Source organism: Mesorhizobium sp. M1328 (assembly GCF_040318075.1).
Classification (GTDB): domain Bacteria; phylum Pseudomonadota; class Alphaproteobacteria; order Rhizobiales; family Rhizobiaceae; genus Mesorhizobium.
Genome location: NZ_JAMYLO010000026.1, coordinates 35,645 through 51,796 on the forward strand (window position 1 = coordinate 35,645; position 16,152 = coordinate 51,796).

Sequence of the window (16,152 nt, forward strand, 5' to 3'; positions counted from 1 at the left end):
CTTTCGCCGTCCACAACAGCCGGAAAACGGCCCGTGCCGGAAACCCGCAGCCTAATCGAAACCCGAACGCTAATCAGAGCGCGGCCTTCGCCGCCTCGATCTTTTCGGCCAGCACTTCCTGGCCAAGCGCGCCGAACACCACCTCGTTGCCGACGACATAGGACGGCGTTCCGGTGATGGCGAGCTTGGTGGCGAGGTCATAGGTCTTGGAGAAGGCCTCGGTGATGCTCGGGTCTTTCATCTTTTCGCGCAGCGCCGCCTCGTCGGCGCCGAGCGACAGCGCCACCTTGATTGCCGCCGCCTCGGTGGCGCGCCCCTGGCCGCCGAGCAGCGCATTGTGGAATTCGCCGTATTTCTCCGGCTTCATCAAATGGAAGGCCATCGAGACGACGCTCGCCTTCTGCGAATCCGGGCCGAGGATCGGGAACTCCTTGAGCATGAAACGCAGGTCCGGATCGGCCTTGGTCAGCGCGCGCATGTCGTCGATGGCGCGTTTGCAGTAGCCGCAATTGTAATCGTAGAACTCGACGATGGTGACCTTGCCGTTCGGATTGCCGACAACGCCGTCGAATGAGGAATTGAAGATCTGGTCCTTGGCGTCTTTGATGACGCCGAGACTGGCGACGCGCTGTTCTTCCTTCTGCTTGGCCTCGAGTGCCTGCTGGGCCTCCAGAAGCACTTCCGGGTTCTTCAGCAGATAGTCGCGGACGATGCCTTCGACTTCGGCACGGTCGAGCTTGGTACCCGAGGACGCCGTCTGGGCAAGCTGTGCCGTGCCGGCCTTCGCCGTCTGCGGATTTCCGGCGACGAAGCCGAAAGCCAGCATGGCGAGAGCCGCTGCCACTCCGGTAGTGCCCAGCAGAATTGCCTTGGTCATGATCCTCGATCCTCTTGCCTGTGTTCGGGTCCGCTCGGTTTGGCTGCGTCGCAGCGTGCGTCCGAAAAGGTTCACTTCTTCTTACCTGATGGTGCGTAGTTTATAATGTCCTGCGCGCGAAGCCAGCCCGGCTCGCCCGGCTTCATGCTCTGCTGCGCCCGCATGGCGAAGATTTTCGCATTCTTGTAGTCGCCGGAATAGAAATGCCCTTCGGCGGTTGCAAGCTCGGCGGCCGGGATGTTGCCGAGTTCCCCGTAGGCCTGTGCCAGATAACGGTATCCGGCGGCGTTTTCGCGGTCCCGCCCGAGGCCGGTGTTGATCTGCGCCACCGCCTTCTTCAGCGAATCCGCCGTGCCGATGGCCATCAGCGCCTGGCCGTAAGAGACCGGCAGCAGCCCGGATCGCGCCGGATCGAGACTGACCGACTTGGCATAGGCGTCCGCCGCATCCTTCGGCCGGTTCGCCTTCATCAGGATGTCGCCGCGTAATTCCTGGAAATAGGGATTTTTCGGCTGTTCCTTGATCAGCGCGTTGGTTTTGGTGAGCGCCGAGGCCAGATTGCCGAAAAGATAGGTCATCTGCGCGTCGCCATAGCGTGAGGCGAGGCTGCCGGGGTTCTTGCGCATCAATCGCGACGCCGCGGCCTGGCCTTGCATATAGGCGGCGATCTTGATGCGCATCATATCGTGGCGCTGCTGCAGTGCAGGGGGGTCGACCTTGTCGACGTAAGGGCTCTGCTTCACCAACACTTCGAGATTGGCGATACGCTCCTGCGGCATCGGATGGCTGATCCTGTAGGGATCGACTTGGGCGCCCGAGAGCGACAATGCGTTCTGGAAACGGCTGAACGTCTTCAGCATGCCCATGCCGGACTGGCCGGTAGCATTGAGATAAGCGATTGCCGAGCGGTCGGCGGTCATCTCTTCGGTGCGCTGATAGGCGAGGATACTGCGTTGCGCCATCTCGCCGCCGCCGGCCATCACGCCCATGCCGGCGCCGGCGAGGCCGCGGCTGTTGCTGGTGGCGCCGGCCACCATGGCGCCGGCGCCCAACAGCGTCGCCAGGATCGCCATCGTCTTGGCGCGCTCGAGCTGTTCGCGCAATTTCTGCTGGTGCCCGCCGGCGATATGGCCGGCCTCGTGGGCGATGACGCCGATGATCTCGTTGGGCGTTTCGGCCGTCATCAGCGCGCCGGTATTGATGAACATGCGGCGGCCGGCAACAAAGGCGTTGAAGCTCTGGTCATTGACCAGCACGATGTTGATGGCGTCGCCCGACAAGCCCGCCGCCTTGAAGATCGGCCGCGCGTAATCGCGTACCAGCGCCTCGATCTCGGCATCGCGCACCACCGGCACATTCTGCGCAAACGCATTGACCGAGCCGGCCATGGCGACCACCGCGGCAAGCGAAAGCGTCGCGAAGGCGCGCGCTGTCCTGGCGATCGTCGATTTGGGTCGGCTCAACATGGCAGGTCCACTGGTAGACGAGTGGGCGAAGGATGAAAAGTCGGCAGCTTAAACTTACCGAACTTGTGATCCCCACACCAATCGGGCATTTGTGCGGCGCAGCCAGCATGGCGGCACGTGCGGACAAGTGTGGTGGATTGAAAAATGGTTGTTTCGCTTTCGCGCCGCGGCGCGGTCGAACCGTTCCATGCCATGGACATCCTGGCCGAGGCGAATCGGCTGAAGGCCAAGGGCCTGCCGGTCGTTTCCATGGCCGTCGGCCAGCCTTCCGATCCGGCGCCGGCCGGCGTTCGCGAAGCGGCGACGATCGCCTTGAAAGCAGGCCGCATCGGCTATACCGACGCGCTGGGCCTCACCGGCCTCCGCAAGGCGATCGCGGCCCATTATGGCGAGCATTACGGGCTTGACGTTTCGCCCGAGCGGATAGCCGTCACCACCGGATCGTCGGCTGCCTTCAACCTCGCTTTCCTGGCAATGTTCGATCCAGGCGACCGCGTCGCCATCGCGGCGCCCGGCTATCCTGCCTATCGCAACATCATGGCCGCGCTCGGCATCGACATCGCCGAGATCGAGTTGGACGGCGCCGCCTATCTCCATGCCGAGCACCTGCAAGCCGCGCATCGCGAAAAACCGCTGAAGGGCGTGCTGTTCGCCAGCCCGGCCAACCCGACCGGCGCGGTCATTCCCGCCGGCGATCTCGAGGCGCTGGTCAAGACGGCGCAAGAGCTCGGCATCGCCGTCATCTCGGACGAAATCTACCACCGGCTGGCCTATGCGGCGCCCGACACGACCGCGCTTTCTTTCGGCGCGGATGTGACGGTGATCAATTCCTTCTCGAAATATTATTGCATGACCGGCTGGCGCATCGGCTGGATGGTGCTGCCGCAGGAATTGGTGCGGCCGGTCGAGCGCATCGCCCAGAGCCTCTACATCTCGCCGCCCGAGCTGTCCCAGATTGCCGCGATCGAGGCATTCAAGGCGACGCCAGAACTGGAAGCGGTGAAGGCGCGCTATGCCTGGAACCGCGAGATCCTGATGCAACGCCTGCCGGAGCTCGGCTTTGCTTTGGCCGCGCCCATGGACGGCGCCTTCTACGCTTTCTGCGACGTCACCAGGCATACCAATGACAGCATGGCGTTTGCGCGCAGGATGTTGGCCGAGGCGCATGTGGCGGCGACGCCGGGCCGCGATTTCGATCCGCTGCAAGGCCATCGCACGATGCGCTTTTCCTATGCCGGCAGCCACGACGATATGGTCGAGGCGATGGCGCGCATCGAACGCTGGCTGAAGTAGCGGGGGCGACCATGCCGGAGTTTGATCAGGCGCCCCAACTCGAACATGCGTTGCGCGAGGTCGCCGCCGAAATGGCGGAGCGTACCGATCGCGGCGACGTCGCCAGCTATATTCCCCAGCTCGGCAAGATCGACCCGAAAAAATTCGGCATTTCCGCGGTGACCAATGACGGCCGCGTGCTGACCGCGGGCGATGCCGACGAGGCGTTTTCGATCCAGAGTATCTCAAAGGTGTTCACGCTGACGCTGGCGCTTGGCAATGTCGGCGATGCGCTATGGCAGCGGGTTGGGCGCGAGCCGTCGGGCAATCCGTTCAACTCGATCGTCCAGCTCGAGCACGAGAACGGCATTCCGCGCAATCCGTTCATCAATGCCGGCGCCATCGTCGTCTCCGACATCCTGCTCGCCGGCCATCAGCCGCGCGAGGCGATCGGCGAGATCCTGCGCTTCGTCCAGTTCCTGGCCGATGACGACACGATCATCATCGACCGCGAGGTCGCGGCGTCCGAACGCGCCACCGGCTTTCGCAATTTCGCGCTTGCCAATTACATGAAATCGTTCGGCAATCTCCACCATGCGCCGGAACTGGCGCTGGGCGTTTACTTCCACCATTGCGCTATCGCCATGAGCTGCCGGCAACTGGCCCTGGCCGGCCGCTTCCTCGCCAATGGCGGCAACAACCCGGCGACCGGGCATTCCGTCGTCTCGGCCGAGCGCGCCCGCCGCATCGGCGCGATGATGCTGACCTGCGGCCACTATGACGGCTCCGGCGACTTCGCTTTCCGCGTCGGCATTCCCGGCAAGAGCGGCGTTGGCGGCGGCATATTGGGGATCGTGCCGGGCATCGCCTCGCTTGCCGTCTGGTCGCCTGGCCTCAATGCCAACGGCAATTCCAGGCTGGGCTCGATCGCGCTGGAAAAACTGGCGAAGATAATGAACTGGTCGATCTTCGCACCATAGTGTTGTCGCCTGGAATTGGGGCAAAAAAATCCCGCGCAGCCGATCGGCCACGCGGGACTTTTTTAATCAGAAAGTCTGGCTAATGCACGGAAAGGCTTAGAAAAAGCCCTTCCGCTGCCACCAGCCGGCACGTTTCGGCTTGTCCTCGGCCTTTGCTTCCTCGGTCTTTGCCTCGTCGGGGACGATCGAGGAGACGACCGGCACGACCGGAGCATCCACCGGTACGGGCTTGCGCCGCGACGGCCGGACCTTCGGCGTTTCCTCGGCAGCCGCCACTTCGGTCTCCTGCGACACCGGCGCGGGGGTCTCGCCGGAAGCCACGGAGGCGGCCTCGGCAGCCGATGTCTCGGCGCCCGCAATCTCGGCAACTGCTTCCGCCGCAACCTTCTTCGGCTTGGCGGCGCGGCGCGGCTTCTTCGGCTTTTCGGCGCTCGGCATGTCGTCGTTCGCCGGAGCAAGCACCGCAAGCTCTTCGGCCGGCGGCGCACCTTCCGGCTCGCCGGTCACGGGCTCTGCTTCCGACACGGCATCTTCCGTCATGGCGGCTGGCTCGCCGGCGCCGGCTTCGACGCCGTCCTCGCCGTCTTCACGGCGATTGCGTTTGCCGCCGCGCTTGCCGCGCCGGCGCTTCTTGCCGTGACCGTCGTCCGCCGCTTCCGCCGTTTCGGCAACACCGGCCGGCGCTTCACGGTCCGCTTCGGCGGCTTGGTCGCCCGCGGCTACGAAGGCGTCGTCTGCCGGCGCCGAAACGGAAGCACCTTCCACAGCAGCGCCATGCTCGCGGTCCCCATGTTCGCGGTCCCCGTGCTCGCGTTCCCCGTGTTCACGATCCTTGCCGCCGCGCCGTCTGCGGCGCTTGCGGCGCTTGCGATCGCGGCCTTCGCCGTCCTCGCCGGACCTTGGCTGCTGCGGCTGCTGGACAGGACGTGGCTGCTCGGCCTGCACCGGTGCCTCGTCTTCCTGCTCGATGACGATCTCGTCCTCGGGTTCTTCCGGCTCGACATAGGCCGGGAACGTGCGCGCCTCGACAAAGCCTTCAGGCTTTTCGGCCAACGCACCGCGGAAGATGGCATAGTGTTGTGCACCGACCGCGTCATCGGCTTCGATGGTGATGGTCACGCCGAAGCGGTGCTCGAATTCCACCAGCGTGCCGCGCTTGTGATTGAGCACATAGAGCGCGGTCGCTGCCGGCGTCCGCACCGTGATGTGGCTGCGCGAATCCTTGAGCAGGAATTCCTCGATTGCCCGCACCACCATCAGCGCAACCGACGAATCGGAGCGCACATGGCCGGTGCCGCCGCAATGCGGGCAAGGCTTCATCGTCGATTCCAGCACGCTGGCACGGATGCGCTGGCGCGACATCTCCATCAGGCCGAAATGCGAGATGCGGCCGACCTGAATGCGGGCGCGGTCGTTCTTGAGGTGATCCTTCAGCCGCTTCTCGACGGAGCGGTTGTTGCGGTTCTCCTCCATGTCGATGAAGTCGATGACGATGAGGCCGGCGAGATCGCGCAGCCTTAATTGCCGGGCGACTTCCTCGGCGGCTTCCAGATTGGTGTGAAGTGCGGTGTCCTCGATCGAGTGCTCCTTGGTGGAACGGCCCGAATTGACGTCGATGGCGACCAGCGCTTCCGTCTGGTTGATGATGATGTAGCCGCCGCTCTTCAGCGTCACCTGCGGCTGCAGCATGCGGTCGAGCTGCGCTTCGATGCCGTTGCGCACAAAGATCGGCGTCGTGTCGCGGAACGGCTGAACCACCTTGGCGTGGCTCGGCATCAGCATGCGCATGAAGTCCTTGGCCTCGCGGTAGCCTTCTTCGCCGGAAACCAGGATCTCGTCGATATCCTTGTTGTAAAGGTCGCGCACCGAGCGCTTGATCAGGCTGCCTTCCTCGTAAACCAGGGCAGGGGCCGTGGATTGCAGCGTCAGATTGCGGACGTTTTCCCAAAGCCGCATCAAATATTCGTAATCGCGCTTGATCTCTGCCTTGGTGCGGCTTTCGCCGGCCGTACGCAGGATGACACCCATGCCCTGCGGCACTTCGAGATCGGCGACCACTTCCTTCAGCCGCTTGCGGTCCTGCGCATTGGTGATCTTGCGCGAAATACCGCCGCCGCGTGCCGTATTCGGCATCAGCACCGAATAGCGGCCGGCCAGCGACAGATAAGTGGTCAGCGCTGCACCCTTGTTGCCGCGCTCTTCCTTGACGACCTGCACCAGCAGGATCTGCCGGCGCTTGATCACTTCCTGGATCTTGTACTGGCGGCGCACCGGCTTGCGCCGGTTGCGCACTTCTTCCAGCGCGTCTTCGGCGCCGACCGATTCGACCTCGTGATCGTCCGGATGCGAGGATTGCACCTCTTCCAGCATGCCGCGATCATTGTCTTCGGAGGTTGCTTCGCCGCTTGTCTCGGCCCCGCTTGTCTCGGCCCCGCTTGTCTCGACTTGCGGGACGGCTTCCGAGATTACGTCGGCATCGACGCTGGCAGCGATGGAACTGGATCCGCCTTCGGATGGCTCGGTCTCGCCGCGATCGGCGACCTCATCGCTCTGTCCGGCGGCATCCTCGCTCTGTCCGGCAATGTCGGACATGGTGTCGTCGGCAGCGGCATCCAGGTTTTCTGCGACGGCATCTTCGCCGTTCTCGCCATTCTCACCGTCGGCCGCGCCTGCCTCGCGCCTGTGCTCGCCGCGGTCGCGGCTCTTGCCGCCACGCCGGCGTCCGCGCTTGCCACGGTCGCGGCTCTGGCGGTCCTCGCCTTCGGCGGCTTCCTCGTCCTCTTCGTCCTGGGCCTCCTGTGCTTCCGCACGCAGCAGCGCCTGACGGTCGGCGACCGGAATCTGGTAGTAGTCGGGGTGTATTTCACTGAAGGCGAGGAAACCGTGACGGTTGCCGCCATATTCGACGAAGGCTGCCTGAAGGGAAGGTTCGACGCGCGTTACGCGGGCGAGATAGATATTTCCTTTGAGCTGCTTCTTGTCCTGGGATTCAAAGTCGAATTCTTCAATACGGTTACCGCGAACGACGACAACGCGTGTTTCCTCCGGGTGGGAGGCGTCTATCAGCATTTTGTTGGGCATTATTTCGTTTCCTCCCGGCAGCCGTCGGCCGCGGCTTGCGGGGCAATGCCCGCTGCCGTGGACCCGGGACATGGGTGCCGGACAATTGAACGTCCGCCGGCCGCTGCCTGAGCGCCATGGCGGTGCCGCCCGCAGCCGTAGTGGCGCGGTTTGTTGCGGACCTTTCCATGATTGCGCTTGAAGCCATCGTCACCAGCAGAACCTTTTGAACCAAAGCCCGGGAAAAACCGGACCAGCTTGTTTGCTCATACAGAGCCGGCACGGGACAATCCCGGCCGTTTTGCTCACGCAGGCGATTCCCCCGCCACGGGAGCACGCCTGCGAAAATCGTCGCGATCACCGATGCCTTCTTCGCCTGAAGCGAAAGGAGCCGTCTTGCGTCTGACCTGTAGCAGTAAGCTGCGGAGGAGGACGGTTCCAGGATTGCAGTGATCCACCATCGCTTTTATGATTTGGCGGGTTGGAAGGCAACCCCGATTCCCGATGCCGGCAAAAAGCCGTTCCGCAGCGGAAGCACAGGTCCCAAGCCTTCCATGAAGGCTTGGTTAACCTTCTCTGGATACCAATCGTTAATCGAGTTCGCGGCCTGCCAGAACTTTGACAAGCAATAAGGCGCTTCGACAAGCGATCGCATGACGCCAAAAAGGGAGCGACTGGTAGAAAGATGGGACTGGCAGGCTTCGCAGACAAGGGCCGTCATAATGGAGGCCGGTTCTTCCGCACCGCCTGCCTGCTGCCGCTGATCCTGGCTTGCCTGCTCCTTTCGCCGCTTTCGCGTGCTGCCGACGCACCGCTCGGTGCCACAAGCTACAAGATGGCCGGCGATGCCACCAAGATGCGTATCGTCATCAATTTCGACCGCGAGCCCGACATCAAATGGTTCCTGCTGCGCGGCCCAAATCGTCTGGTCGTCGATCTGCCGGCCACGAGATTCGCCCTCAATGCCAAGGATGTGAAGCCGCGCGGGCTTGTCCGCGCCGTGCGTTACGGTGGACTCGGCGAGGGGAAATCGCGGCTGATTCTCACCGGCAAGGGACCGTTCGCCGTCAACAATCTCGACGTGCTCAAGAACGATGACGGCAACGGCTACCGCATCGCCATCGACATGTCGGCGGCGTCGCAGCGGGAATTCGATGCGGCGCTCGCCAATCAGGCGCTGACCACCGGTTCGACGGTCTCCGCCGACAAGGCCGGCAGGGTCGGTACCGGGCCGGTCTCTAATCCGGGCCATCGATTCACCGTCGTCATCGATCCCGGCCATGGCGGCATCGACGGCGGTGCCGGGGGCCTGAACGGTACGGTCGAAAAGAACGTGACGCTCGCCTTTGCCATGGAACTGCGCGACAAGCTCGCCGCCAGCGGCAAATACGACGTGTTCCTGACGCGTGAGACCGACGTGTTCCTGCGGCTCGACGACCGCGTCCGCATTGCCCGCCAGCATGAGGCCGACCTGCTCATCTCGATCCATGCCGACACGATCAGCCTCAAGGGCATTCGCGGCGCAACCGTCTACACCGTGTCCGACAAGGCTTCCGATCCCGAGGCGCAGGCGCTTGCCGACCGTGAAAATCTTTCCGACCAGTTCGCCGGCATGGAGATCAAGGACGACAGCAAGGAAGTGACCGATATCCTGATCGACCTGATCCGCCGCGAGACGCATAATTTTTCGATGAGCTTTGCCCATACACTCGTCGGCCAGCTTTCCACCAGCGTCGGTCTGATAAACAACCCGCAGCGCTCTGCCGGCTTCAAGGTGCTGAAGGCGCCGGACGTTCCATCCGTGCTGGTCGAACTCGGCTATCTGTCGAACGCCAAGGACGAAGCGCAGTTGCTCAGCGCCGATTGGCGCAACAAGGCGACCCAGAGCATAACCAACGCCGTTGCACTGTTTGCTTCGGCCAAGAGCGGAACGGGGGCCGGAGGCTGAAATGCCCGCCGGCGCCCACAACCTGAAGCAGCGTTGCACGGCGACAACACCCTGTGCTTTTATTTCCGGCATTCGAAACCGAAATTCCACGCTGCCGTATTTTGCCCACATGGTCGCGACATGGGTTTGCGATTACGGTTTGGGATCGTCCCGAAAGCTTGCGTGAAGGGCGGCTTCGTTTAGGAAATTCCCGAACCAAGGACTGGAGCGGGTATGATTCGTCTCATTGGCTATTTCTTCGGCATCGGCACGACGCTGGCCCTTTTGGTCGCGGCGGGCGTGGCGATCTATATCGGCCATTTGTCGAAGGACCTGCCCGATTACGAGGTGCTGGCCAAATATGAGCCGCCGGTGACGACCCGCATCCACGCGTCGGATGGCGCGCTGATGGCCGAATATGCGCGTGAGCGGCGGCTTTATCTGCCGATTCAGGCGATCCCGGATCGTGTCAAGGCGGCCTTCCTGTCGGCCGAGGACAAGAACTTTTACAACCACCCCGGTATCGACGTGACCGGCCTTGGTCGCGCCATTGTCGTCAACCTGCAGAATGTTGGCTCGGGAAAGCGCCAGGTCGGCGCCTCGACGATTACCCAGCAGGTGGCGAAGAACTTCCTGTTGTCTTCAGACCAGACCTACGAGCGCAAGATCAAGGAGATGATCCTCGCCTTCCGCATCGAGCAGGCCTATTCGAAGGATCGCATTCTCGAGCTCTATCTCAACGAGATTTTCTTCGGTTTCGGTGCCTATGGCGTCGCCGGTGCTGCGCTCACCTATTTCGACAAATCGGTGAACGAGCTCACCGTGGCCGAGGCTGCCTATCTTGCCTCTCTGCCGAAGGGGCCGAACAACTATCATCCCTTCAAGCATGCCGATCGCGCCTTGGAGCGCCGCAACTGGGTCATCGACCAGATGGTCGAGAACGCTTACGTCACGCATGAAGAAGGCGAGAAGGCCAAGGCCGAGCCGCTCGGCGTCTCGCCGCGCCGCACCGGCAACTATCTCTTCGCCGGGGAGTATTTCACCGAGGAAGTGCGTCGCCAGATCATCGCGCGCTATGGTGAGAATGCGCTCTACGAGGGCGGCCTTTCCGTCCGCACGACGCTCGATCCGAAGATGCAGCTGATTGCCCGCAAGGCCATGCAGAATGGTCTCATGAAGTTCGACACACTGCGCGGCTATCGCGGGCCGGTCACGAGCATCGACATTTCCGGCGATTGGGGCGTGCCGCTGGGCAACGTCAAGCGGTTGGAAGACGTGCCGGAATGGTCGCTCGCCGTCGTGCTCGACAGCTCGGCCACCGGCCTGTCGATCGGCCTGCAGCCGACGCGCCAGATCTCCGGCGAAATCGTCAAGGACCGTGTCGAAGGCACCGTCAGCCGGGAGGACATGAGCTTCGCCATGCGCCACGTCGTCGACGGTAGAACCGTCAAGGCGAAGTCGCCGGCCGACGTGCTGAAGCCGGGCGACGTGATTTTCGTGCAGAAGAACGACGGCTCGGACAACAGCTACAGCTTGCGCCAGGTTCCCGAAGTGGAGGGCGGCCTGATCGCCATGGACCCGCATACCGGACGCGTCCTGGCCATGGTCGGCGGTTTCTCCTACGCGCAGTCGGAGTTCAACCGGGCGACGCAGGCCATGCGCCAGCCGGGATCGTCGTTCAAGCCGATCGTCTATTCGGCCGCCCTCGACAATGGCTATACGCCCGCCTCCGTGATCATGGACGGGCCGATCACCATCCAGAGCGGCAACACGACCTGGACGCCCAAGAACTACGACGGAACGGTGGCCGGCCCGGCGACGTTGCGCTCCGGCATCGAGAAATCGCGCAACCTGATGACGGTGCGGCTTGCCAACGACATGGGCATGAAGCTGGTCGTGGAATATGCCGAGCGTTTCGGCGTCTACGACCACCTGGCGCCGTATCTGCCGATGGCGCTGGGATCAGGCGAGACGACGGTGATGCGCATGGTGTCGGCCTATTCGATCATGGCCAATGGCGGCAAGTCGATCAAGCCGTCGCTGATCGACCGCATCCAGGACCGCTACGGCAAGACCGTCTTTAGGCAGGACGAACGCGGCTGCTCGAACTGCAACGCCGCAGAATGGCAGAACCAGCCAGAGCCGGAGCTGGTCGACAATTCCGAGCAGGTGCTCGATCCGATGACGGCCTACCAGATCACATCGATGATGGAGGGCGTCGTGCAACGCGGTACCGGCGCCACCATCAACGAACTCGGTCGTCACATCGCCGGCAAGACCGGAACGACCAACGACGAAAAGGATGCCTGGTTCATCGGCTATACGCCGAACCTCGTTGTCGGCCTCTACATGGGCTACGATCAGCCGAAAGGTCTCGGCAAGGGCGCGACCGGCGGCGGCCTTGCCGCGCCGATCTTCAAGGATTTCATGCGCGTGGCGCTGGACGGCACGCCCAATGTCGACTTCAAGGTTCCGGAAGGCATGAAGCTGATTGCGATCAATCGCAAGACCGGCATGCGGGCTAACGCGGGCGACGCCGGAACCATCATCGAAGCCTTCAAGCCGGGTACCGGTCCCGCCGACAGCTATTGGGTGATCGGCATGGGTGCGGACGGCTCGAACGCCACCGGCGGGGCGCTATCGCCGCAGGCCAACCAGGCCATCCAGTCGGGCGGCGGCGGGCTCTACTGACAATCACTACATCGGGTCGGGCCGGCTTGACGATCATGGTCGACCCGGCCCACTCCGCTTTACAGGGGCCGGCGCTTTACAGGAGACCGTGCCGTCCCTATGTATCGCGCCACCAAACCGCCATCCAACAACAGGACAGAACAGCCAGCCATGCGCGCGGAAACGCAAAATATTGTCGACGAGATCAGGCAGGCGATCACCCTGCTGAGGAGGCATCTTTGACTGGGACCAAGCCATAAAGCGGCTTGAGTACCTGAATGTGCGTGCCGAGGATTCAAGCCTCTGGAACGAGCCGTTGGAAGCGCAAAAGCTGATGCGCGAGCGTCAGGGCCTCGAGGAAGGCATTGCCGCGGTCAAAGGCCTCACCCAGGCCCTGGAAGACAATATCGGCCTGATCGAGCTTGGCGAGGAAGAGGGCGACGAGGGCGTCATCGCGGAGGCCGAAGCGGCGATCCGCTCGATGCGCGGCGAGGCCAAGGCGCGCCAGATCGAAACGCTGCTGTCGGGCGAGGCTGACGCCAACGATAGCTATCTGGAAGTCCATGCCGGCGCCGGCGGCACCGAAAGCCAGGACTGGGCCTCGATGCTTCTGCGCATGTATACGCGCTGGGCCGAGCGCCGCCGCTTCAAGGTCGAGGTGCTGGAAGTGCATGACGGCGAAGAAGCCGGCATCAAGTCCGCCACGCTGCTGATCAAGGGCCACAACGCCTATGGCTGGCTGAAGACGGAATCCGGTGTGCATCGTCTCGTGCGGATTTCGCCCTATGACAGCAATGCGCGCCGCCACACCTCCTTCGCCAGCGTCTGGGTCTATCCCGTCATCGACGATACGATCGACATCGACGTTTCCGAATCCGACGTCCGTATCGACACTTACCGTTCTTCGGGATCGGGCGGCCAGCACGTCAACACCACCGATTCGGCGGTGCGCATAACCCATCTCGCCACCGGCATCGCGGTCGCCTGCCAGGCGGAGCGCTCCCAGCACAAGAACAAGGCCAAGGCTTGGGAAATGCTGCGCTCGCGGCTTTACGAGGAAGAGCTGAAGAAGCGCGAAGCGGTGGCGAACGCCACGGAAGCGTCGAAGAGCGATATCGGCTGGGGCCACCAGATACGGTCCTACGTGCTGCAGCCCTATCAGCTGGTGAAAGATCTGCGCACCGGTGTCGAGAGCACCAGCCCGTCGAGCGTGCTCGACGGCGACCTCGACGATTTCATGGAAGCCTCGCTGTCGCAGCGGATCGAGGGTGGCGCCGGTGAAACGGTGGCCGATATCGACTGAGGCTGCCGGGAATGTGAGTTCATCACGCGAGAGTTACGGCCATCGCGCGAGAGTGACGAGCTCTCAATTTGCACTTACCTGTCGTTCTACAACTTTGTTTTTCGTAGAGTTTTTCAAAATCGAATTCCGCTTTTGACGTGGATGCCTCGGGCCTGCCGGTGCCAAGCCTGGAACCAGCGCGAGCCAAATCCCGTTATTGGCGATCCCGCTGCCGGGGTTGACCAAATTTCGTCAATCAGGGCGGCAGGTTGGTTCCGACTGCAGAGGTCGGCGTTCGGTTGCAACAGCAATTCCTTGCGCCAACCAACGAATCAGCTCAGCATTCATGCGCTGGGGAGGAAAAAGCATTTATGGCCGGACGCGGCGTATCTGCGACCTGACGATCCGGCCACTGGGAAGACACGTTCCGGGAACGGGCAAGCGAAATGCTTGACAACCGTTGATAGGAACTGCGCTCATGCCTGCTCTCGCACCCAGACCGGCCCCAATCGCCCGCACGGCGCGCCGACTCCTGAATTCACTTGTCGCGGCAGTGGTTTTGATAGCTGCCGCCATTCCATTCGCGGCGCCTGCTCTGGCGCATGATGCCACGCCGACCGCGGCCATGCCTCAAGGCTGGAGCTACCCGTTCTCCTGCTGCTCGGGCTATGATTGCCGCGAGGTCTCTCAGACGTCGATCAGCGAACGTCCCGAGGGCTATGTCATCAAAGGAACCGGGGAAGTCGTGGCCTATAGCGACAAGCGGATCAAGAATTCGCCCGACGGCGAATATCATTGGTGCTCCGTCGCCGGCGCCAATGACGGAAAGACCATCTGCCTGTTCGTGCCACCTTCGTCCTATTAGTGCATGTCACCCAAAGTTTTGCCCACGGCTTGACCCCAGGGAGTGCAGCGGTTTTGGATTGACGCGCTCCATCGCAGGCCCACAGGTCTGCTGACGGGGAGTTGTCAGGAGCGTTACTTTATGGTGCCTTGCCGTAGGGGCGGCGGGCATTATGAGGGACTGGTTCATGACCATCAAGGCAAGCTGCCACTGCAAGGCGACGACGTTCGAGGTTTCGCAAGCGCCGCAGACAGTGACCCGGTGCACCTGTTCCTTCTGTTCGAAACGCGGGTCGTTGTGGGCCTATTACACCCCATCGCAATTCAGACTCACCAGCCCGCCGGAGAATGTTTCGTTCTACCAGTGGGGATCGAAAACCATAAAACATGGTTTTTGCGCCACCTGCGGCTGCGGCACCTTCACCGAGACGCCGGACTGGTCGACGGGCGAGCCGAATTTCGACAATCCGAAAATCAGCGTGAACTCGCGGCTGTTCGACGATTTCGATCTCGACAAGGTCGAAGTGGTGGTCATCGACGGCAAGAATCTCTGGTAGCCGGGTCGAATTGCGGTGGTCGCGCGAGCCGCTGCAGGCGTGTGGAATTGAGCCGGGGAAAGCCGCGGCAGCGGCTTTTGCTGGTCCGCTTTTCGCCGCATTTCATGTTACAAGTCGCTGGAAGGGCTGATGCGGTGCGCCGTTGCGCGGCCGTTGAATGGAGAGGGACCACCAAATGAAAAAGATTGTGCTCGCCGTCGTGGCGACGGCTGTGCTCGTGAGCGCATGCACCACCGATCCCTACACCGGGGAGCAGAAGGTTTCCAACACCGCTGCCGGCGCCGGTCTCGGTGCTTTGGCGGGTGCCGGGCTCGGTATGCTTGCCGGCGGCAACGACCGCCGCAACGCGCTGATCGGCGCGGGCATCGGTGCGCTTGCCGGTGGTGCCATCGGCGCCACCATGGACCAGAACGAGGCCGAACTGCGCCGGCAGCTTCAGGGCACCGGCGTCAGCGTTACGCGCACCGGCGACCAGATCATCCTCAACATGCCGTCCGACATAACCTTCAACGTCGACCAGGATGCGGTGAAGGCCGGTTTCTATCCGGTGCTGAATTCAGTGGCCCTTGTGCTGAAAAAATTCCGCCAGACCACGGTCGACGTGTTCGGCCACACCGACTCGACCGGCAGCGACGAGCACAATTTCGACCTGTCGCAGCGCCGCGCTTTGGCGGTCGCCAACTACCTGTCCGGACAGGGCGTCGATTCCCGCCGCTTCGCCGTCACCGGCTTCGGCAAGACGCGTCCGATCGTCTCCAATGCGACCGCTGCCGGCCGGGCACAGAACCGCCGCGTCGAGATCCAGCTGTCGCCGCTCACCTGAGGCAAGCGCATGAACCGGGAGCGGCCCCGCAAGGGGCCGCTCTAATGGTTATGCCGGACCGCCGGCCGCCGGCGCCCTTTGTTCGTGATGTCAGGACCGGGCCGGCTGATCGACAATCGCGGCAACGATCCGGCGTACGATCGGAAGCACAATCAGCAGACTGGGAAACGCGACAAGCCATGAAGCACCCCATGCATAGCTCCAGGCCGCAATAAACCCGTTCGTCCAGCCTGCGCCGATTGCCGTCGAAACCGCCGAGACAATCGAGGACATCAGAATCGAAAGAACCAACGGCATCACCACCGCGCCGTAGGAGGGCGGCAGCTTTCTCAACTTGAAGGCTCGGTCCGGTGATGCTTGCATCGAAATCTCCCCATCAGAAAATGTGCGTAAGT

The 16,152-nt window shown here is 62.7% G+C and carries 12 protein-coding genes; 8 read left to right on the forward strand and 4 right to left on the reverse strand.

The annotated features are described in order from the left end of the window. Positions 1-73: 73 nt before the first annotated feature. Both NKH23_RS30195 and NKH23_RS30200 read right to left on the reverse strand, forming a co-directional pair. The gene (locus tag NKH23_RS30195; RefSeq protein ID WP_352915897.1) at positions 74-877 is read right to left on the reverse strand and encodes a DsbA family protein; all 804 of its coding nucleotides are present in this window, start codon (positions 875-877) and stop codon (positions 74-76) included. A gap of 71 nt (positions 878-948) precedes the next feature. Continuing rightward, the gene (locus NKH23_RS30200; protein ID WP_353036163.1) at positions 949-2,343 is read right to left on the reverse strand and encodes a M48 family metalloprotease; all 1,395 of its coding nucleotides are present in this window, start codon (positions 2,341-2,343) and stop codon (positions 949-951) included. Between the two features lie 144 nt (positions 2,344-2,487). Between NKH23_RS30200 and NKH23_RS30205 the strand changes: the two genes are divergently transcribed. Together NKH23_RS30205 and NKH23_RS30210 are read left to right on the forward strand one after the other, a co-directional pair. Next, the gene (locus NKH23_RS30205; RefSeq protein ID WP_352720766.1) at positions 2,488-3,636 is read left to right on the forward strand and encodes a pyridoxal phosphate-dependent aminotransferase; all 1,149 of its coding nucleotides are present in this window, start codon (positions 2,488-2,490) and stop codon (positions 3,634-3,636) included. Between the two features lie 11 nt (positions 3,637-3,647). Further along, entirely contained in the window at positions 3,648-4,595 is a 948-nt protein-coding gene (locus tag NKH23_RS30210) for a glutaminase (RefSeq protein WP_352720767.1), read from the forward strand. A 96-nt stretch (positions 4,596-4,691) separates the two neighbouring features. On the opposite strand, the gene NKH23_RS30215 is transcribed toward NKH23_RS30210, so the two are convergent. Continuing rightward, positions 4,692-7,676, reverse strand: a complete 2,985-nt coding sequence (locus NKH23_RS30215) for an Rne/Rng family ribonuclease (RefSeq protein WP_352979165.1) — start codon at positions 7,674-7,676, stop codon at positions 4,692-4,694. 664 nt (positions 7,677-8,340) lie between these two features. On the opposite strand from NKH23_RS30215, the gene NKH23_RS30220 reads away from it, so the two are divergent. The 6 genes from NKH23_RS30220 to NKH23_RS30245 all read left to right on the forward strand — a co-directional run bounded on the left by NKH23_RS30220 (position 8,341) and on the right by NKH23_RS30245 (position 15,757). After that, positions 8,341-9,603 (forward strand): N-acetylmuramoyl-L-alanine amidase, encoded by a 1,263-nt coding sequence (locus NKH23_RS30220; protein ID WP_352720770.1) that lies wholly within the window; start codon positions 8,341-8,343, stop codon positions 9,601-9,603. 213 nt (positions 9,604-9,816) lie between these two features. Continuing rightward, on the forward strand, positions 9,817-12,273 hold the full coding sequence (locus NKH23_RS30225; protein ID WP_352720772.1) for a penicillin-binding protein 1A: 2,457 nt from the start codon (positions 9,817-9,819) through the stop codon (positions 12,271-12,273). Positions 12,274-12,423: 150 nt separating this feature from the next. Further along, positions 12,424-13,555 (forward strand): peptide chain release factor 2 gene (gene prfB, locus NKH23_RS30230; RefSeq protein WP_352451084.1). Its coding sequence is split into 2 segments (ribosomal slippage): positions 12,424-12,489 and positions 12,491-13,555, totalling 1,131 coding nucleotides; the frame shifts between segments, so codons are not numbered across the junction. A 457-nt stretch (positions 13,556-14,012) separates the two neighbouring features. Continuing rightward, positions 14,013-14,399, forward strand: coding sequence for a hypothetical protein (locus NKH23_RS30235; RefSeq protein ID WP_352468780.1), 387 nt, complete (start codon positions 14,013-14,015; stop codon positions 14,397-14,399). Positions 14,400-14,565: 166 nt separating this feature from the next. Continuing rightward, positions 14,566-14,934, forward strand: coding sequence for a GFA family protein (locus NKH23_RS30240; protein WP_023679923.1), 369 nt, complete (start codon positions 14,566-14,568; stop codon positions 14,932-14,934). Between the two features lie 175 nt (positions 14,935-15,109). Then, the gene (locus tag NKH23_RS30245; protein WP_352720774.1) at positions 15,110-15,757 is read left to right on the forward strand and encodes a YiaD family glycine zipper/OmpA-like lipoprotein; all 648 of its coding nucleotides are present in this window, start codon (positions 15,110-15,112) and stop codon (positions 15,755-15,757) included. Between the two features lie 90 nt (positions 15,758-15,847). On the opposite strand, the gene NKH23_RS30250 is transcribed toward NKH23_RS30245, so the two are convergent. Beyond that, complete coding sequence (locus tag NKH23_RS30250; protein WP_023679921.1) at positions 15,848-16,120, reverse strand: DUF2798 domain-containing protein; 273 nt, start codon at positions 16,118-16,120, stop codon at positions 15,848-15,850. Positions 16,121-16,152 lie beyond the last annotated feature (32 nt).